At 65.9% G+C, this 16857-nt stretch carries 21 protein-coding genes; 7 read left to right on the plus strand and 14 right to left on the minus strand.

Annotation, left to right across the window (positions count from 1 at the left end):
* Positions 1–162 precede the first annotated feature (162 nt).
* Positions 163–576 carry a response regulator gene (locus ACJ7Z0_RS11130; RefSeq protein ID WP_434789903.1) on the plus strand — a complete coding sequence of 138 codons (414 nt, stop codon included), beginning with the start codon at positions 163–165 and terminating at the stop codon, positions 574–576.
* A 49-nt stretch (positions 577–625) separates the two neighbouring features.
* Here the strand turns inward: ACJ7Z0_RS11130 and ACJ7Z0_RS11135 are convergent, their stop codons facing one another.
* Positions 626–1258, minus strand: a complete 633-nt coding sequence (locus ACJ7Z0_RS11135) for a response regulator (protein ID WP_007837167.1) — start codon at positions 1256–1258, stop codon at positions 626–628.
* Positions 1259–1389: 131 nt separating this feature from the next.
* Between ACJ7Z0_RS11135 and ACJ7Z0_RS11140 the strand changes: the two genes are divergently transcribed.
* The 6 genes from ACJ7Z0_RS11140 (at position 1390) to ACJ7Z0_RS11165 (ending at position 4975) form a co-directional block, all read left to right on the plus strand.
* A complete protein-coding gene (locus ACJ7Z0_RS11140) occupies positions 1390–2709 on the plus strand; it encodes a sensor histidine kinase (protein WP_434789904.1) in 1320 nt (439 codons plus the stop codon).
* A 213-nt stretch (positions 2710–2922) separates the two neighbouring features.
* Entirely contained in the window at positions 2923–3087 is a 165-nt protein-coding gene (locus ACJ7Z0_RS11145; protein WP_015866884.1) for a DUF1328 domain-containing protein, read from the plus strand.
* Between the two features lie 53 nt (positions 3088–3140).
* Positions 3141–3518 carry a hypothetical protein gene (locus ACJ7Z0_RS11150; protein WP_369654905.1) on the plus strand — a complete coding sequence of 126 codons (378 nt, stop codon included), beginning with the start codon at positions 3141–3143 and terminating at the stop codon, positions 3516–3518.
* 41 nt (positions 3519–3559) lie between these two features.
* Positions 3560–3943, plus strand: coding sequence for a hypothetical protein (locus ACJ7Z0_RS11155; protein ID WP_431128274.1), 384 nt, complete (start codon positions 3560–3562; stop codon positions 3941–3943).
* On the plus strand, positions 3930–4418 hold the full coding sequence (locus ACJ7Z0_RS11160; protein ID WP_434789905.1) for a hypothetical protein: 489 nt from the start codon (positions 3930–3932) through the stop codon (positions 4416–4418). The genes ACJ7Z0_RS11155 and ACJ7Z0_RS11160 overlap by 14 nt, the downstream gene beginning before the upstream one ends.
* Entirely contained in the window at positions 4415–4975 is a 561-nt protein-coding gene (locus ACJ7Z0_RS11165; RefSeq protein WP_434789906.1) for a ferritin-like domain-containing protein, read from the plus strand. Before ACJ7Z0_RS11160 ends, ACJ7Z0_RS11165 begins: the two co-directional genes overlap by 4 nt.
* Positions 4976–5056: 81 nt before the next feature.
* Here the strand turns inward: ACJ7Z0_RS11165 and ACJ7Z0_RS11170 are convergent, their stop codons facing one another.
* The 13 genes from ACJ7Z0_RS11170 to ACJ7Z0_RS11230 form a co-directional block, all read right to left on the minus strand.
* Positions 5057–5575, minus strand: a complete 519-nt coding sequence (locus tag ACJ7Z0_RS11170) for a BON domain-containing protein (RefSeq protein ID WP_434789907.1) — start codon at positions 5573–5575, stop codon at positions 5057–5059.
* Between the two features lie 133 nt (positions 5576–5708).
* Complete coding sequence (locus tag ACJ7Z0_RS11175) at positions 5709–6542, minus strand: DUF429 domain-containing protein (RefSeq protein WP_434789908.1); 834 nt, start codon at positions 6540–6542, stop codon at positions 5709–5711.
* A gap of 149 nt (positions 6543–6691) precedes the next feature.
* Entirely contained in the window at positions 6692–7114 is a 423-nt protein-coding gene (locus tag ACJ7Z0_RS11180) for a BLUF domain-containing protein (protein ID WP_431128257.1), read from the minus strand.
* Between the two features lie 89 nt (positions 7115–7203).
* The gene (gene folE, locus ACJ7Z0_RS11185; protein WP_431128254.1) at positions 7204–7935 is read right to left on the minus strand and encodes a GTP cyclohydrolase I; all 732 of its coding nucleotides are present in this window, start codon (positions 7933–7935) and stop codon (positions 7204–7206) included.
* A gap of 83 nt (positions 7936–8018) precedes the next feature.
* Entirely contained in the window at positions 8019–8771 is a 753-nt protein-coding gene (locus ACJ7Z0_RS11190; RefSeq protein WP_434789909.1) for an endonuclease/exonuclease/phosphatase family protein, read from the minus strand.
* The gene (gene nudB, locus ACJ7Z0_RS11195; protein WP_434789910.1) at positions 8768–9241 is read right to left on the minus strand and encodes a dihydroneopterin triphosphate diphosphatase; all 474 of its coding nucleotides are present in this window, start codon (positions 9239–9241) and stop codon (positions 8768–8770) included. Before nudB ends, ACJ7Z0_RS11190 begins: the two co-directional genes overlap by 4 nt.
* A gap of 7 nt (positions 9242–9248) precedes the next feature.
* On the minus strand, positions 9249–11054 hold the full coding sequence (aspS, locus tag ACJ7Z0_RS11200) for an aspartate--tRNA ligase (RefSeq protein WP_307641101.1): 1806 nt from the start codon (positions 11052–11054) through the stop codon (positions 9249–9251).
* A 34-nt stretch (positions 11055–11088) separates the two neighbouring features.
* Positions 11089–11709 (minus strand): DUF502 domain-containing protein, encoded by a 621-nt coding sequence (locus ACJ7Z0_RS11205; RefSeq protein ID WP_431128248.1) that lies wholly within the window; start codon positions 11707–11709, stop codon positions 11089–11091.
* A gap of 11 nt (positions 11710–11720) precedes the next feature.
* Positions 11721–12071 carry an FmdB family zinc ribbon protein gene (locus tag ACJ7Z0_RS11210; protein ID WP_434789911.1) on the minus strand — a complete coding sequence of 117 codons (351 nt, stop codon included), beginning with the start codon at positions 12069–12071 and terminating at the stop codon, positions 11721–11723.
* A gap of 113 nt (positions 12072–12184) precedes the next feature.
* Positions 12185–13633, minus strand: coding sequence for a high affinity choline transporter 1 (locus ACJ7Z0_RS11215; RefSeq protein ID WP_434789912.1), 1449 nt, complete (start codon positions 13631–13633; stop codon positions 12185–12187).
* A 12-nt stretch (positions 13634–13645) separates the two neighbouring features.
* Entirely contained in the window at positions 13646–15211 is a 1566-nt protein-coding gene (ubiB, locus tag ACJ7Z0_RS11220) for a ubiquinone biosynthesis regulatory protein kinase UbiB (RefSeq protein WP_431128239.1), read from the minus strand.
* Positions 15208–15780, minus strand: a complete 573-nt coding sequence (locus tag ACJ7Z0_RS11225; RefSeq protein ID WP_434789913.1) for a ubiquinone biosynthesis accessory factor UbiJ — start codon at positions 15778–15780, stop codon at positions 15208–15210. The genes ubiB and ACJ7Z0_RS11225 overlap by 4 nt, the downstream gene beginning before the upstream one ends.
* 48 nt (positions 15781–15828) lie before the next feature.
* Positions 15829–16854, minus strand: coding sequence for a Tim44 domain-containing protein (locus ACJ7Z0_RS11230; protein ID WP_434789914.1), 1026 nt, complete (start codon positions 16852–16854; stop codon positions 15829–15831).
* Positions 16855–16857: the final 3 nt, after the last annotated feature.

A 16857-nucleotide genomic window follows, 5' to 3' on the forward strand; every position in this document is an offset into this window, starting at 1 on the left:
CGGAATGACGAGATAAAGCGGCTTCGTCAGAACCCGCCTACAACACGCTCCCCCCGAACCCTGCATGATGCTTGCCGGCGGGGCATCAATCTCAATGCGCAGACACACTCGCCGGCAGGAGTTCGGAGACACCTGCCAACGTCAGAGGAAGCGCGGTTCGGCATGGATACCAGATTGCAGACCTATATCGTCGAAGACAACCCCACGATCCGTGAAAACCTCATTGGCACTCTGGAAGAACTTACCTGCACGACGGTTGTCGGCTTTGCCGAAACCGAAGCACATGCGAGGCAGTGGCTGCACGACCATAGCGAAGAGTGGGATTTGGCGGTGGTCGATCTTTTTCTCAAGCAGGGCAGCGGACTGGGCGTGCTCCAGGCCTGCACCACGCGACGGGCCAACCAGAAGGTGGTGGTGCTCAGCAACTATGCAACGCCCGACATCCGGCGGCGCTGCGCCGAATTCGGTGTCGATGCGGTATTCGACAAGTCGAACGAGATCGACGCGCTGGTCGACTTCTGCATCCTCGAGGCAGCGGCTCACCGCCCCGCCGCGGACACTGACCGAGGAAAATAAAAAAGCGGCCGCAATGGGCCGCTTCTTCTTCGACGCGGGGCTTTCGCCCTCAATCGATCAGCTTGTTCTTCAGCGCGTAGTACGTGAGGTCGCTGTTGGAAGACAGGTTCATCTTCTCCATCAGGCGCGTCCGGTAGGTGCTGACGGTCTTGACCGACAGCGAGAGCGTCTTGGCAATGTCGCCCGCGGTCTCGCCCTTGGCAAGCTTCAGGAACACTTGGAACTCCCGCTCCGAAAGTTGTTCGTGCGGCGCAGCATCGTCCTTGCGGTCGAGCTGGCGTGCGAGCAACTCCGCCACCGCCGGCGTGATGTAGCGGCGGCCGAGCGAGATGGTGCGAATCGCATTGACGATCTCGATCGGGTCGCACTCCTTGTTGAGGTACCCACTCGCGCCCTGCCGGATGAGATTCATCGCGTAGTGCTCTTCGGGGTAGCCGCTCAGGATCAGGATGCCCACGTCCGGCGCCTTGGCGCGGATCATGGCAAGGGCGTCGATGCCGCTCTGCCCGGGCATGGAAAGGTCCATCACCAGCACGTCGAGTTCGGTGGTGCGCACGAGTTCGATCGCTTCGCGGCCGCTGGCGGCTTCGCCGGCCACGCGCAAGTCGACGTGCTCGGAGAAGAACTGCCTCAGGCCAGATCTCACGATGGCGTGGTCGTCCACAATTCCAATTTTGATCATCTGTTACTTTCTTCGTTGTGTCGCATCTGTGGAAGCTGCAACATGCCGGTCCCCTGCTAGTTATCGATTATTCACGAACTTGTGTTGAAAGCACCTTCGAAAGTTTCATGCACTGGTTAGCCCCTCCAAAAATGGCCGTGAGCCTCCTGCTCGCGGCGCTGGCTGCGCTGGCACTCGTTGGCATCAACGAGGCCGGTTACCGCCAGTCGAGCCGTGCCCTGGCGGACATCGGCGAGGCGCAAAAGGTGCGCGCCACGCTCAACCTTATCCTGCAGAACATGCTCGATGCCGAGACCGGCCAGCGAGGCTATCTCCTGACCGGCGAAACCAGCTACCGCCAGCCCTACGACGCGGCGGTCAAACAGGTCGACGGGCATCTGGCCACGCTACGCCAACTTTACGCCGAACGGCCGGCCGAGCGTACGCAGTTGGCGGAGCTTTCCAAGCACGTGCTGCGAAAGATCGCCGAAATGGACATGAGCGTGCGGCTGCGGCAGGACGGCAAAGACGACGCCTGGAAGTTCGTCATCACGACCGACGTCGGGCGCGAGGAAATGGACGCCATCCGCAAGAGCGCCCTCGACCTGGTCGCAAACAGCAACAGGACCCTGAACGAAAGCCAGGCGCAGGTGAAGAAATCGCTGCAGCTGGCGCGCATCGGCACCGCCATCGTGGCGCTCGCGGCCTTTTTTGCGTTTTTCCTGTACCTGCGGCAGACGCACGCGCTGCGCTCCATCGGGGAACGCCAGCAGGAAACGCTGCAGCGGGAACGCAACGCGCTCGAAGACGAGGTGCGCGAACGCACCGCGTCGCTGGCCGAGTTGGCCACCCACCTGCAGGACGTGCGCGAAACGGAGCGCGGCTATCTCGCGCGCGAGCTGCACGACGAGCTCGGCTCGCTGCTCACCGCCGCCAAGCTGGACGTTGCCCGTCTCAAGTCGAGGTTGCTCGAAGCGCCCGACGCCACCCAGCGGCTGCAGCATCTGACCGAGCTGCTCAACAGCGGCATCGCGCTCAAGCGCCGCATCATCGAAGACCTGCGGCCTTCGTCGCTTTCGAACCTCGGACTGGTCGCGTCGCTCGAGATCCTCGGGCGCGAATTCGCGGAGCGCTCCGGCATCCAGGTGCAGATGGCGCTCGAACCCGTGACCATGGACGAATCGCGCCAGCTCACGATCTACCGCATGGTGCAGGAGAGCCTCACCAACATCGGCAAGTACGCGGAAGCCAGCGAGGCCACGATCGTCCTGAAGAACTACGAGAACCACGTGATCGTGGAAGTCGCCGACAACGGCAAGGGCTTCGATCCCCTGCGCGTCCACCCGTCGACCCACGGCCTCGCGGGCATGCGCCACCGGGTCGAGGCCGCCCGGGGCAGGCTCACGATCTCGTCGACGCCGGGGCGCGGCACCCGCCTGAGCGCCATGCTGCCCACCGTCAAGGTGCTCTGACGCAGCACCGCGGGCTGCGCCGCCGGCTCACTTGCGCGACTCGCCGCGCCGGCGGTTTCCGAGGAACTCGGCCATCTCCTACGCACCCCGCGCCCGGTTGCTGACAGGCCCCCGCGGGGGGGCCACTTAAGGTTGCTTCCGAGCCGTTCATCCTCTTCTTCTTTTTGAACGGGCCTTCCTAAAAACTACGAGCGAAGCCTCGAAGGAGTCCACATGTTGTACTACGCAGTGGTGTTTCTGGTCATCGCCCTGATTGCCGCCGTGTTCGGTTTTGGCGGCATTGCAGCCAGCGCGGTAGGGATCGCAAAGATCCTTTTCGTGATCTTCGCCGTGCTTGCCATCGCTAGTTTTCTGGCCGGCTTGCTCAGGCGCAAGTAGCGTCGTTACGATCAGCAGGCTCCCGCAATTCATCTCCCGGAAAGGAAATTCTCATGAACACGACGACCAAGACTCCCTCGCAAATTGCCGACGAGGCGCGCCAGACTGCCAGCGACGCCGTCGACACGACCCGCGCCTATGCACAGAACGCAGTGAATGCGGCCGGCGAGAAGGTGCGCGAACTGCGCCGCGATGCGGAACCCGCGGTCGAGCAACTGGCAGCGCGCGTGCAGCAGGCAGTGCAGCGCGGCCTCGATGCGGCCTCGACCACGAGTGCCCGTGCCCAGCGCCGGCTCGAACAGGCAGCCGACGTCACCGGCCGCTATATCTCCGACCAGCCCGTGCGCTCGGTGCTGATTGCCGCCGCAGCCGGCGCCGCAATCACCGCGCTCATCGTGCTGGCCAGCCGCAACCGTCGGGACGACTACTGATCCGCTGCTGCTGATACGACGTTCCACCGATCCCGCGCACCATGCTTCATCCGATCTTTTCCACGGTGCTCGGGCATCCGGAACTCATTGCCGAACACGCGGCGAACTACGCGGCCCTGGTGAGGCAGGAGGCCTCCGAGGCCGGGCGCGGCATCGTCGCGCGCATCGTGGCTGGCGTGCTGGCGGCGGCCAGTGCCATGCTGGCGCTCGGGCTCATCGGCGTTGCGGTGCTGATGGGCGTGCTGCATGGCAGCTTCCACTGGGTGCTGGTGGCCGTTCCCGGCGTCGCGCTGGTGATTGCCGGCATCTGTGCCTGGCTGGCCGCGCGTCCGTTTCCGGCCTACGGATTCGACGACCTGCGCGAGCAGGTTCATGCGGACCTGACGGCATTGCACGAAGCAGGAGCCCGCCATGAACGACGCTGAGCGCACTTCTCTCACGCCGAAACAGCGGCTTGCCATTTCGCGCCGGGCCCTCGTCAGAGAGTTGAACGGCGACGACGAGCCGGACGACCGTCCCCGCGGCAGGCGCGGTGCGGCGCCGCAAGAGCCGGCGGGAATGCCCAGCGTCGACGACGCCGGGGACCCCGGCCATCCGTTCCGCGGCCACCGAAGATGGATCTCGATGGCGCGCAGCATGACCGAACGCTGGTGGCGCCGCCATCCGGCCCATGCAATGGGCCAGCTTGCGCGGCCCGTGCTCGAGCACTATGCCCGCAAGGAACCGGCCAAGCTCATGGCGATCGCTGCGGCCACCGGCGCGGCGATGGTGCTGCTCAAGCCGTGGCGCCTGCTCTCCTTCACGGCGGTGCTGGCGGCTGTGCTCAAGACATCCGACGTGGCTGACGTCGTCAACACGTTGATGCAGAAAAACACAAGCCCACGAAAGGACCCTTCATGAATGCCCATGTTTCCACGGCCACGAACCCGGCAGGACACAAGCGCCTGGTGCTCGACGAGATAGCCATCGGCGAGGCAGCCAAGAGCCTCGACGAAGGCGCCGTCACGCCGAGCTACGGCCCCTGGCGGGACGACGTCGTGAAGCTGCTGAACGACGCGCTCGCCACCGAACTGGTCTGCGTGCTGCGCTACAAGCGCCACTACTTCACCGCCAACGGCGTGTCGTCGCCGAAGATCGCCGAAGAATTCCTGGTGCACGCCAACGCGGAGTCGGGCCACGCCGACCGCATCGCGGAGCGCATCGTGCAATTGGGCGGGGAGCCCGACTTTGCGCCCACGCACCTGCTCGATCGCAGCCACGCCAGCTACGACGAATCCACCGACCTGCAAGCCATGGTGCGCGCCAACCTCGTGGCCGAGCGCATTGCGGTAGAAACCTACCGCCAGATGATCAATCTCATCGGCGACAAGGACCCGACGACCCGGCGCATGCTGGAAGACATTCTTTCCGACGAGGAAGAGCATGCCGACGAACTGAAAGACTGGCTCGGCCACTGACGCAGTCCAAGCAGTCCCGTCACCTTGAGAAAAGCCCGGGCGAACCGGGCTTTTTGCTTGGCAAGGGAGCGAAGGAAACGCTCAGCCCTTCACCTCGAGCTGGTTGTTCACCGAGGTCACGCCCTGCACGCCCTTGGCGATCTCCTCGGCACGCGCCTTGGCAGCGGCATTGGGGGCGGGGCCCTTGAGGCTCACGACGCCTCCCTTGGTGTCGACGTCGATCTTGAGTGCGCTCAAGTCCGGATCCTTCGCGAGGCCGGCGGAAACCGACGAGGTGATCGCGGCATCGTCCACCGACGCGGACATGGCGGCGCCAGCGCTCTTGGCGGCGTCCTTCAGGTTGGCCATCCCTTCCTTCACCTCGGCGGTGGTGTTGGAGGCGTCGATCTTGGCCTTGGCATCCTTGACGGCCTCTCGGGTCTTGGCAGCAGCGGTGTCGGCAGCCTTCTCGGTCTTCGAGATGGCACTGTCGAGCTTCTCGCCGGCCGTGCGGTTGTCCGACTTGTCGCATGCGGCGAGCGTCAGCGCGGCGCCGACCAGCAGTACGTAGAGCCATGTGCGCGAGTGGGGCGTGGCGGTGGTTTGTCGAGTCTTGTTCATTTGAAATCCTCCAGTCGCTCGCAGGGAGCGGGGAAAAAAGGCACGGCCACGGCAGTGGCCGTCCCCACTCTAGCTTTCATGCAGGCCGGCCAGGGGGTGGCCGGCGGCCCGAAATCCTGTAGGACAGGAAAGGTCAAGCCGTGACGATCCAGCCTTCGAGCGGATCGAACCGCTCCGGCAGGCCATAGCCCGGCCCGGGTGTGGAAGCGCGCTGTGCGCTCCAGGCCGCCTGTACCAGGCAAAGCACCGCATCGATGTGGTCGCCGCGGGCGTCGTCCAGCAACTCGCTGCGCTGCACGCGGTTGAGCTCCAGCCGCAGGCCGAGCCGCGAGGCGCCTGCCTCGAGCGCGGCGAGCAGGTCGCCTCGCGCCGCCAGCCGCTCGGGCGTCTGCCTGGCCAGCTCGTCGCTCTTGTAGCTGCGGCGCCCGATCAGCTCGCGGGCGAGCAGCCCCGGATAGGCCTCCAGCGCCACGCGGCCGCCGTGGCTGCCGGCGTGCAGGCCAGGCAGGCTCGCGCCCGCGGCCAGCAGCGGCGGCACACCTGCATGGAGCATGAAGGCGACCGGCGGGTTGACCCATTTCATCGACGTGCTCGAACCGGCGGGCGCATCGGTCGCCCGGTGCGCGAACTTGCCGCCGACCGGCCGGCCCGCGCAGAAGGCGGCAAAGGTGGCTCGGATGTCGGCGCGACTCAGGCTGACGTAGTGGGCGATGAGCGCATCCCACTCCTGCGGCCAGCGCAGATGCTCGACCAGCTCACGCGGAAGGCCGAACGGAAAATCGAAGCCGCCGATCCATTCCGGCTCGGTGCAAAGCCACCGGGCCCAGGCATCGAGAGTCGTGAAGCGCTGCAGGCCTGTCAGCGCCAGGGTGCCCGCATCGCCCGTGCTGCCCATGCCGCCCATGGCCACGACGATCGGTTTGCGCGGCGTGGGTGCGCATGAGAAATCGCAACCGGTGAGCAGCATCGCGCCAGCTCTCACCCCAGCGCAAGCGCCACCATGCCGGCGGCGATGAATGCGGAGAGCGACACCCCCGAACTACGCGCTTCGCGCGAGCAAGCGACACCCTCGGGGGCAGCGAGGACGCGAAGCGCCGTGCGTGGGGGCCACGTGACCTAGTGGCGGCCGACGATGGCGGCGGTGGCCATCAGTTCTTCGAGCAGCGCCAGCGACACCTTGCCCGACACCGCGTACGGATTGAGCTCGGGCTTTTCCGAATACTTGAGCAGCGTCGAGGCATTGAGCTTGGAGAGGTTGACCTGCCCCATGGTCCAGCCGCCGAAGCGGCGCTCGGAAATTTCTTCGTAGTGCAGCAGGACCACGTCCTTGTGGCGCGCATCGCGCTGGATGTGGCCGTACAGCTCGCTGATGGCGGTGCGCCCGCCTTCGATGGCCTGCAGGAAGGTGCCGGCGCCGTAGCAAAGAATGCCGGTGATGCCGCAGGCCGTGTTGTGCGAGCGCGATTGCGCGAGGATGGCCTCGATGGCCTCGGGGCTGGTGTCGACGGCGCGGCTGGCGTAGAGAAGTCTCACGAGCATGATCAGGCCTCCCGCCGGGCCACCCCAAGGGAGGCCTGCGCCCCCTCGGGGGGCAGCGAATACACGAAGTGATGAGCGTGGGGGTTCATTTAGCTCCTTCTCGGCAGGAGGGAAAGGAATTCGCGGCGCAGGCTCGGGTCTTTCAGGAACACGCCGCGCATCACGGAGTTGATCATCTTGCTGTCCATTTCCTTCACGCCGCGCCAGGCCATGCAGAAATGCTCGGCTTCCATCACCAGCGCCAAGCCGTCGGGCTGGGTCTTTTCCTGGATCAGGTCGGCCAGCTGCACCACGGCTTCTTCCTGGATCTGCGGACGGCCCATGACCCATTCGGCAAGGCGGGCGTACTTGGACAGGCCGATCACGTTGGTGTGCTCGTTCGGCATGATGCCGATCCACAGCTTGCCGATGATCGGGCAGAAGTGGTGCGAGCAGGCGCTGCGCACGGTGATCGGGCCGACGATCATCAACTCGTTCAGGTGCTCGGCATTCGGAAACTCCGTGAGCGAAGGCGGCGCCACGTAGCGGCCCTTGAACACTTCGTTGAGGTACATCTTGGCCACCCGGCGCGCGGTGTTGCCGGTGTTGTGGTCGTTCTCGAGATCGATCACCAGGCTTTCGAGCACGCCCTTCATCTTGACCTCGACCTCGTCGAGCAAAGACTCGAGCTCGCCCGGCGCGATGAACTCGGCGATGTTGTCGTTGGCGTTGAAGCGCTTGCGCGCGGCCGTCAGGCGCTCGCGGATCTTCACCGAGACGGGTGTGCCCTCGTCGTCATTGTTGCCACCAGGGCGCGGTTCCACGTCGGTTTTCCTCAGCATCCGCGCATGGTATCAGCGAACGCATTTTGGCTGCCGGGGCGGGAGAAGCAGCGCGCAGGGTGCGAAGCGCGCCGGCTCGGGCCTCAAGGCAGCGTGAAATCGGCCACCAGCGGCAGGTGGTCGGACATGCGCGCCCAAATTGGCCCCCGCGGCACCGAGCAGGCGGCCGGCTCGAGTTGCCGCGCGTAGATGAAATCAAGCTGCGCCACGGGCAGGCGCGAAGGATAGGTAAGCGTCGGCGGACCGCGCAGGTCGCTGGTGTCGCGCAGGCCCATGGCGTTCATGGCGTGGCGCATGCGCGCGCCCCAGTCGTTGAAGTCGCCCGCGACCACCACCGCCTCGCCAGCCGGCACTTCGCGTTCGATGAACTCGCGCAGCCGGGCCACCTGCCGCACACGGCTGCCCTTGATGAGCCCCAGGTGCACCACGATGGCATGCACCGGACGGGCCTCCACCTCGATGACGACGTGCAGCAGCCCGCGCTGCTCGAAGCGATGGTCCGAAATGTCCTGGTGGCCGGTACGGATCACTGGCCAGCGCGTGAGCAACGCATTGCCGTGCTCCCCGTGGCGCGTGACGGCATTGGTTTCGTAGACGGCGGTGTAGCCCTCGGGCGCCAGAAAATCGGCTTGCGGCATCTCGGGCCAGCGCGCAAAACGCGCCTGCGCCTGCCGGTTCATCTTGCGCACCTCTTGCAGGCAGACGATGTCGGCGTCGAGCTGCTCGATGGCGTGCCCCAGGTTATGGATCTCGAGGCGCCGGGCAGGTCCGATGCCCTGCACACCCTTGTGGATGTTGTAGGTCGCGACCCGAAGTGCATGTGCCGGCAGGTTCATCGTGCAAATTCTGGCAGCAACAGAATGGCTTCGGCATTCGATGGGGAAAAGCACGCATCGGCGGCCTCGCGATAAGGCAGCCATTTCCAGGCCGTGTGCTCGCGGGGGTGGAGCGTGGGCACCACGCGCTCGGGCACGCAGAGCCCGAAGAGATGCTCGGTGTTGTGCGTGATGCCGGGTTCGTAGCGCGCACGCCAGCCCGGGTAGATTTCGTAGACGTTGCGCAGCTGCCAGTCGACCAGTTGCGCCGCCAGCGGGCTGCCCTCCCCGCACTGGATACCGGTTTCTTCGGCCACCTCGCGCGCCGCGGTGAGCGCGAGCGGCTCGTCGAGCACGTCCTTGCTGCCGGTGACCGACTGCCAGAACTCATGGGCGTCGGCGCGCTGGATCAGCAGCACATCGAGCGCAGGCGTATGAATGACGACCAGCACCGACTCCGGAATCTTCCAGGGCCGGGCGATGGTCGTCATGGTCGCATCAGGCGGGCTGCTGGACGTTGCGCAGCCGGATGTGGAGCTCGCGCAGCTGCTTCTCGTCGACCGGGCTCGGCGCCTGCGTGAGCAGGTCTTGCGCGCGCTGGGTCTTGGGGAAGGCAATCACGTCGCGGATCGACTCGGCGCCGGTCATGAGCATGACCAGGCGATCCAGGCCGATGGCGATGCCGCCGTGCGGCGGCGCACCGTACTGCAGCGCGTCGAGCAGGAAGCCGAACTTGAGCTGCGCGTCCTCGGCATTGATCTTGAGCGCGCGGAACACCTTGCTCTGCACTTCCTCGCGGTGGATACGCACCGAGCCGCCGCCCATCTCGATGCCGTTGAGCACCATGTCGTAGGCCTTGGCAATGCACTTCTCGGGCGCGGTGTCCATGAGGTCTTCATGGCCGTCCTTCGGTGCGGTGAACGGGTGGTGCACGGCCGACCAGCGCTGGCCTTCCTCGTCGAACTCGAACATCGGGAAGTCGACCACCCACAGCGGCGCCCAGCGGTCGTCGAACAGGCCGCTCTTCTTGCCGAAGGCGCTGTGGCCGATCTTCACGCGCAGCGCGCCGATGGCGTCGTTGACGACCTTTTCCTTGTCGGCGCCAAAGAACAGGATGTCGCCGTTGCGGGCACCCGTGCGGGCAATGATTTCGGCCAGCGCCGCGTCGTCGAGGTTCTTGACGATGGGGCTCTGCAGGCCTTCGCGGCCGGCCTGCGCGTCGTTGACCTTGATGTAGGCCAGGCCCTTGGCGCCGTAGATCTTGACGAACTCCTGGTAGGCGTCGATCTCGCCGCGCGAGAGGCCGCCTTCGGCACCGCCGCCCGGCACGCGCAGCGCGACCACACGGCCGCCCTTCATGGTGGCGGCATTCGAGAACACCTTGAACTCGACGCGCTTCATGAGTTCGGTGAGTTCGGTGAATTCGAGCTTCACGCGCAGGTCGGGCTTGTCGGAGCCGTACTTGAACATCGCGTCGGCATAGCTCATGGTCGGGAACACCGGCAGGTCGATGCCTGCGGCATTGCGGAACACGGTGCGGATCATGCCCTCGAACATCTCGCGGATTTCTTCTTCGGCGAGGAACGAGGTCTCGATGTCGATCTGCGTGAACTCAGGCTGGCGGTCGGCGCGCAGGTCCTCGTCGCGGAAGCACTTCACGATCTGGTAGTAGCGGTCGTAGCCGGCCACCATCAGGAGCTGCTTGAAGAGCTGGGGCGACTGCGGCAGCGCGAAGAAGCTGCCGTCGTGCACGCGGCTGGGCACGAGGTAGTCGCGCGCGCCTTCGGGCGTGGACTTGCCGAGCATCGGGGTCTCGATGTCGATGAAGCCGTTGGCGTCGAGGAACTTGCGCGTTTCCATCGTCACCTTGTAGCGCAGCATCATGTTGCGCTGCATGGCCGGGCGGCGCAGGTCGAGCACGCGGTGCGTGAGACGGGTGGTTTCCGACAGGTTGTCGTCGTCCAGCAGGAACGGCGGCGTGACCGACGGGTTCAGCACCTTGAGCTCGTGGCACAGCACTTCGATCTTGCCGCTCTTGAGCTGGTCGTTGGTGGTGCCTTCGGGGCGCGAGCGCACCAGGCCGGTGATCTGCACGCAGAACTCGTTGCGCAGGTTTTCGGCGACGGCGAAGGTGCTGGCGCGGTCGGGGTCGCACACCACCTGCACGTAGCCTTCGCGGTCGCGCACGTCGACGAAGATCACGCCGCCATGGTCTCGGCGGCGGTTGACCCAGCCGCACAGGGTGACGGTTTGGCCCATCAGGGCTTCGGTCACAAGACCGCAATAGTGAGTACGCATGGCCATATCTTGAAATTCCAGCGCCGCGAAGGCGCGTTTTCTACTTGATCGCGATGGACGAGGGGCCGCCGGGAACGACCACCCCCATCGAGACGATGTACTTGAGCGCTTCGTCCACGCTCATCTTGAGTTCGATGCAGTCGCTGCGCTTGAGCATCACGAAATAGCCGCCCGTGGGATTGGGCGTGGTCGGTACGTAGACGCTGAGGTAGTCGCCGCCGCCCAGGTGCTCGACCACGTCGCTACCCGGCGTGCCGGTCACGAAGGCGATGGTCCAGACTCCTTCGCGCGGCCACTGCACCAGCACGGCGGTCCGGAAGGCATTGCCATTCTCGGAAAACAGCGTGTCGGAGACCTGCTTGACGCTCGAATAGATGGAGCGGACGACCGGGATGCGCCGCACCACGGCGTCGCCCCAGCCGAGCAGGCGCTTGCCCACGAAATTGCTCGCAATGGCGCCCACGCCCAGCAGGATGGCCAGCGTAAGCAGCACGCCGAGCCCGCGTACGTTGTTGTCGTACAGCCATTTCTGCCAGACCGACGGCAGCACCCAGAGCGTCTGGTCCAGCGTGTCGATGATCCACTTCAGCACCGCCAGGGTGATGAACAGCGGAACGATCACCAGCAAGCCGGAAAACAGCCATTTGCGCAGGGCGAGCATGGTGTGTGTTCTCAGGCGCCCTTGGCGGCGGCTGCAGGGGCTGGCGCCGGAGCAGGAATAGGCGCGGGGGCGGGCGCAGGGCTCGAAGCTTCCGCGGTCTTGGCGGCCGCGGCCGGCGCGGCGGCGGAATCGCCATTGGCCGCTGCCGGGGCCGTTGCGGGCTCGGCCTTCTTGCCGCCGCCATCGCGGAAATCGGTTACATACCAGCCGGAACCCTTGAGCTGGAACCCGGCGGCGGTGACTTGCTTCTCGAACGCACTCGCGCCGCACGTCGGGCACACCGTGAGCGGCGCATCGGACATTTTTTGCAGGGCGTCCTTGGCAAAGCCGCAGGCGCTGCACTTGTAGGCGTAGATGGGCATTGGAATTGAGTGGAAAAGCGGCGCGAACTCGGCGCAAAGGCCTGACTTAGGCCTGGCAAAGCCCGCTCGCAAAGCCCTCGATTATAAGGGCCGCCCCGCCAACAGGCGCGTCTTCAGGCCGGTTCCGTGGCCAGCAGCCGGTGCGGCGTGCGGGTATTGGCCACCCACTGCGGCGCCAGCGATCCGGCCACCATGCCGGTGAACGAGGCAAGCACCCCGGCCAGCTGGGCCGGAAATGCCGTGCCCCAGGGCAGCGCCAGGAACAGCAGCCAGACACCGATGCCGAACAGAATCGAGGCGACGGCGCCCTGCGTGGTGGCGCGGCGCCAGTACAACCCGAACACCAGCGGCACGAAGGCGCCGACCAGCGGCACCTGGTAGGCGCCCGACACCAACTCGTAGATGGGCGTGCCCTGCATGCGGATGGCGTAGGCCAGCACGGCCGCGCTGAAGACCAGCACCGTGATGCGCATGGTCATGAGGTTCTGGCGGTCGGTTCCCGCGGGCCGGAACTGGCGCCAGATGTTCTCGGTGAACGTGACGCTCGGCGCCAGCAGGGTGGCCGAAGCGGTCGACTTGATGGCCGACAGCAGCGCGCCGAAGAACAGCACCTGCATCACGAAGGGCATCTTCTCGAGCACCAGCGTGGGCAGCACCTTCTGCGGATCTTCCTTCAGCAGCTCGGCGGTCTGCTCCGGCATGATCAGGAGCGCGCTCGCCACCAGGAACATGGGCACGAACGCGAACAGGATGTACGCCACGCCGCCGATGACAGGGCCGCGCTTGGCGGCCTTGGTGCTGTTGGCCGACATCACGCGCTGGAACACGTCCTGCTGCGGAATGGAGCCCAGCATCATCGTGATGGCCGCGGCAAAGAAGAACACCATGTCGTGCCAGTTGGGCTCGGGCCAGAACTTGAAGAGGTCCTTGCTGACCGCGAAGGCCACCACCTTGTCGGCACCGCCGGCCATGTTGCCGGCGAACACGGCAATGACGGCAAGCCCCGCGACGAGGATGATCATCTGGATGAAGTCGGTCACCGCCACCGACCACATGCCGCCGAACAGCGTGTAAGCCAGGATCGAGACCACCCCGATCACCATGCCCGCCGGAATGCTGATGGCGCCGGCCGAGAGCACGTTGAACACCAGCCCCAGCGCCGTGACCTGCGCCGACACCCAGCCCAGGTAGCTCAGCATGATGATGAGCGAGCAGGCCACCTCGACGCCGCGGCCATAGCGCTCGCGGTAGTAGTCGCTGATGGTGAGAAGCGTCATGCGGTAGAGCTTGCCCGCAAAGAACAGCCCGACCAGGATCAGGCAGGTGCCCGCACCGAAGGGGTCTTCGACCACTCCGTTCAGGCCGCCCTCGATGAACTTGGCCGGGATGCCGAGCACCGTTTCGGACCCGAACCAGGTCGCGAAGGTGGTCGTCACGATCATGTAGAGCGGCAGATGCCGCCCCGCAATGGCGAAGTCGGTGGTGTTCTTCACGCGCCTGGCGGCGTAAAGGCCGATCGCGATGGTGACCAGCAGATAAACGACAACCAGCGTCAACAGCACGGGGACTCTCCTCTAGAACAACTTCACGCGTACCAGCACCTGCATGGCGAGCAACCCCAATACAAATCCCATGCCACCATAGAGAATGGCCTGCAGCAGCCGGTTGGTGCGCTTCTGCGCGGCCAGCAGTTCCAGCAGCTCGCGGCGGTGGTCGGCGGGCCGATTTTCAAGGAAATCGTGCAGCAGGCGCGGCAATTGCGGCAGCAATTTTGCATAGCGCGGCGCCTCGGCCTTGAGCTGCTCGAACAGCTTCCGGGGCCCGATCTGGTCGACCATCCACTTCTCGAGGAATGGCTTGGCGGTATGCCAGAGGTCGAGCTCGGGGTCGAGCTGGCGGCCCAAACCCTCGATGTTGAGCAGGGTTTTCTGCAGCAGCACCAGCTGCGGCTGGATCTCGACGTGGAAGCGGCGCGAGGTCTGGAACAGGCGCATGAGCACCATGCCGAGCGAGATTTCCCGCAGCGGCCGGTCGAAATACGGCTCGCAGACGGTGCGGATCGCCGCCTCCAGTTCGTCGATGCGGGTGCCTTCGGGCACCCAGCCGCTTTCGAGGTGAAGCTCGGCCACGCGCTTGTAGTCGCGCCGGAAAAAGGCCACGAAGTTCTGCGCCAGGTATTCCTTGTCCGACTCGGTCAGCGTGCCGATGATCCCGAAGTCGAGCGAAATGTAGCGCCCGAAGGTCTCGGGCACGAGGCTCACCTGGATGTTGCCCGGGTGCATGTCGGCGTGAAAGAAGCCGTCGCGAAACACCTGCGTGAAGAAGATGGTGACGCCGTCGCGCGCCAGCTTGGGAATGTCGACGCCGGCCGCGCGCAGGCGGTCGAGCTGGGCAATGGGCACGCCGTTCATGCGCTCCATCACGATCACCTCGGGGTGGCAGAAGTCCCAGAACATCTCGGGAATCAGCACCAGGTCGAGCGAGGCCATGTTGCGGCGCAGCTGGGCGGCATTGGCCGCTTCGCGCACCAGGTCGAGCTCGTCGTGCAGGTATTTGTCGAACTCGCCAACCACCTCGCGCGGCTTCAGGCGCTTGCCGTCGGGCGAGAGCTTCTCGACCCAGCCGGCCATCATGGCCATGAGCGCCAGGTCTTTCTCGATCACGCCGCGCATGTTGGGGCGCAGCACCTTGACCGCGACCTCGCGCACCTCGCCCTCGTTGGTGCGGATGGTCGCGAAGTGGACCTGCGCGATCGACGCGCTGGCGATCGGCGTCTCGTCGAACTGCACGAACACGTCGCCCACGGGACGGCGGAAGGCGCGCTCGATGGTCGCAATGGCCACCGACGAGGGGAACGGCGGCACGCGGTCCTGCAGGAAGGCGAGCTCGTCGGCGATGTCGGGCGGCAGCAGGTCGCGCCGGGTCGACAGCACCTGGCCGAACTTGACGAAGATCGGGCCCAGCCGTTCGAGCGCCTCGCGCAGCCGCTGGCCGCGGGGCGCATCGAGATTGCGGCCGATGGAGACGACGCGCGCCACCACGCGCAGCCAGGGTTTCTGGAAGCTCGTGAGCACGAGCTCGTCCAGGCCGTAGCGCAGCGCGACCCAGACGATGAAAAGCCCGCGGTAGAAGCGCCTCATTCGGGCGTGCTCGCCGAGCCGGCCGACGAACCGCCGGCCCGCTGGGGCTTGCGATCGCCGACGAACTGGCGCAGTGCGCCCACGACACGGCGCGCGCCATTGGCAATGGTGTGTGCCGGCACGTCGCCGACCAGGCGGGCGAGGTCGTCCTCGACATCCCAGCGCACGTGGTCGACCAGCCAGTTGACCTCGGCCGCGAGCTGCACGTCGCCGATGATCTGCACAGAAGGCTTGCCGCCGCGCAGCGTGGCACGGGCCAGCTCGAAGGGGGATTCGTCGGTGACGGTGAGCGTGAGCTCGGGCACCGATCCGGCGGGCGCCAGGTCGAGAAGGCCGGCGGGCGTGGCCACCAGCTCCATTGTCACGAAGCGCCACTGGAAGCGCACCACCCGCCCCTGCTGGCGGAGCAGCCGCTGCTGGGCCTCGGGCTCCTGCTGCAGCACATGGTTCAGAAACAGCACCGCGCGATGCTGGATCTCGTGCACCGCCCAGGCGGGCGGCTGCAGACGCTCGCCGATGCGATTGAACAGATCGTCGAGAAAAGAAAATGGGGACGATGGTGTAGCCATGTCCCCATTATCGGTTCTGCGGACGGCCTCCCGGCCGCCGGAATGCGCTTACTGCAACGCTTGCACGCCCGCCACCAGCCAGCCGCTGGTGCCGCTGGTGGGCTTGGTCATGTTCCAGACTTCGCGGAACGGGCCCGGGCCGGCGGAAGCATCTTCGCGGATCATGCCGGAGAACTCCACGCTGGCCATGTAGACGTCAGCCAGTTCCTCGATGCCAAGCAGCTTGGCGTCGAGCATCACGACTTCGGTCTTGTTCGAGGCGCCGCCGGTGTGGCTGGCGCGATCGGCCAGCTGGGTGCGGATCTCGTCGACCATGCCGTCGGTCATCATCGAGCGCAGGGTCGTGACGTCGGCGCGGTCCCATGCGTCCTGCAGGGTCACGAAGTTGCGCTTGGCGGCTGCAAGAAAGCCGTCCACGTCGAAGCCGACCGGAATGCCCCACGCCTGCGAACCCGACAGCGCCGAGCCGATCATGCTGCCGCCGGCCGCCGCGCCTGCCGCGGAAAGGCTGCTGCCATGCCGCTCGTCGGTGTGTGCGGGCGTGGCGTCGAAGGCGCTCGTGTTGCGCTCCCAGGGCCGGGCCGACGCGTCATTGCCGACATTGTTCGGGCTGTACTGCGCCGGGGAGCCGGCATTCGCCGGGTTGCCCGCGCCTTCGAAGGCGAAGCCGCCCGGGCGGTTGGCACCCGACGAGGCTGCCGAACGCGCCTTGAACATGCGCCAGACGAACAGCGCAGCCATCACGAGCAGCCCGATCAACAGGATGTTGGCAAAGCCGGCGCCAAGGCCCAGCGAATTCGCGAGCCAGGCCAGGCCCAGGCCGGCGGCGAGGCCACCGAGCATGGCGCCCCATGGACGCTTCGGCGCCGCGGCGGCGGGCGCCGGCGTGGCGGGCTTCGGCGCGGCGTTGGTCGCGCTTTGCTGCGCTGGCGCGGTGGGCGATGCGGATTCGCGCTGCGTCACGTTGGACGACTGGCGGCCGACCGACTTGCCGCCGCCGATGCGTGCTGCATCGGCTTGCACGCTGACCAGGGCCAGCACGCAGGCCAGGAACAAAGAACTCAAACTTTTCATGTC

The organism is Variovorax palleresanus (assembly GCF_051144945.1).
In the GTDB taxonomy this organism is placed as follows: domain Bacteria; phylum Pseudomonadota; class Gammaproteobacteria; order Burkholderiales; family Burkholderiaceae_C; genus Variovorax; species Variovorax paradoxus_S.

What these genes read in the sequence shown, in the direction of transcription:
- ACJ7Z0_RS11210 (WP_434789911.1), bottom strand. Translation starts at nt 12,071, where the DNA reads ATGCCCATCTACGCCTACAAGTGCAGCGCCTGCGGCTTTGCCAAGGAC.
- nudB (WP_434789910.1), bottom strand. Translation starts at nt 9,241, where the DNA reads ATGACGACCATCGCCCGGCCCTGGAAGATTCCGGAGTCGGTGCTGGTC.
- ACJ7Z0_RS11140 (WP_434789904.1), top strand. Translation starts at nt 1,390, where the DNA reads ATGGCCGTGAGCCTCCTGCTCGCGGCGCTGGCTGCGCTGGCACTCGTT.
- ACJ7Z0_RS11165 (WP_434789906.1), top strand. Translation starts at nt 4,415, where the DNA reads ATGAATGCCCATGTTTCCACGGCCACGAACCCGGCAGGACACAAGCGC.
- folE (WP_431128254.1), bottom strand. Translation starts at nt 7,935, where the DNA reads ATGCTGAGGAAAACCGACGTGGAACCGCGCCCTGGTGGCAACAATGAC.
- ACJ7Z0_RS11170 (WP_434789907.1), bottom strand. Translation starts at nt 5,575, where the DNA reads ATGAACAAGACTCGACAAACCACCGCCACGCCCCACTCGCGCACATGG.
- ACJ7Z0_RS11135 (WP_007837167.1), bottom strand. Translation starts at nt 1,258, where the DNA reads ATGATCAAAATTGGAATTGTGGACGACCACGCCATCGTGAGATCTGGC.
- ACJ7Z0_RS11150 (WP_369654905.1), top strand. Translation starts at nt 3,141, where the DNA reads ATGAACACGACGACCAAGACTCCCTCGCAAATTGCCGACGAGGCGCGC.
- aspS (WP_307641101.1), bottom strand. Translation starts at nt 11,054, where the DNA reads ATGGCCATGCGTACTCACTATTGCGGTCTTGTGACCGAAGCCCTGATG.
- ubiB (WP_431128239.1), bottom strand. Translation starts at nt 15,211, where the DNA reads ATGAGGCGCTTCTACCGCGGGCTTTTCATCGTCTGGGTCGCGCTGCGC.
- ACJ7Z0_RS11205 (WP_431128248.1), bottom strand. Translation starts at nt 11,709, where the DNA reads ATGCTCGCCCTGCGCAAATGGCTGTTTTCCGGCTTGCTGGTGATCGTT.
- ACJ7Z0_RS11155 (WP_431128274.1), top strand. Translation starts at nt 3,560, where the DNA reads ATGCTTCATCCGATCTTTTCCACGGTGCTCGGGCATCCGGAACTCATT.
- ACJ7Z0_RS11130 (WP_434789903.1), top strand. Translation starts at nt 163, where the DNA reads ATGGATACCAGATTGCAGACCTATATCGTCGAAGACAACCCCACGATC.
- ACJ7Z0_RS11190 (WP_434789909.1), bottom strand. Translation starts at nt 8,771, where the DNA reads ATGAACCTGCCGGCACATGCACTTCGGGTCGCGACCTACAACATCCAC.
- ACJ7Z0_RS11160 (WP_434789905.1), top strand. Translation starts at nt 3,930, where the DNA reads ATGAACGACGCTGAGCGCACTTCTCTCACGCCGAAACAGCGGCTTGCC.
- ACJ7Z0_RS11230 (WP_434789914.1), bottom strand. Translation starts at nt 16,854, where the DNA reads ATGAAAAGTTTGAGTTCTTTGTTCCTGGCCTGCGTGCTGGCCCTGGTC.
- ACJ7Z0_RS11175 (WP_434789908.1), bottom strand. Translation starts at nt 6,542, where the DNA reads ATGCTGCTCACCGGTTGCGATTTCTCATGCGCACCCACGCCGCGCAAA.
- ACJ7Z0_RS11225 (WP_434789913.1), bottom strand. Translation starts at nt 15,780, where the DNA reads ATGGCTACACCATCGTCCCCATTTTCTTTTCTCGACGATCTGTTCAAT.
- ACJ7Z0_RS11180 (WP_431128257.1), bottom strand. Translation starts at nt 7,114, where the DNA reads ATGCTCGTGAGACTTCTCTACGCCAGCCGCGCCGTCGACACCAGCCCC.
- ACJ7Z0_RS11145 (WP_015866884.1), top strand. Translation starts at nt 2,923, where the DNA reads ATGTTGTACTACGCAGTGGTGTTTCTGGTCATCGCCCTGATTGCCGCC.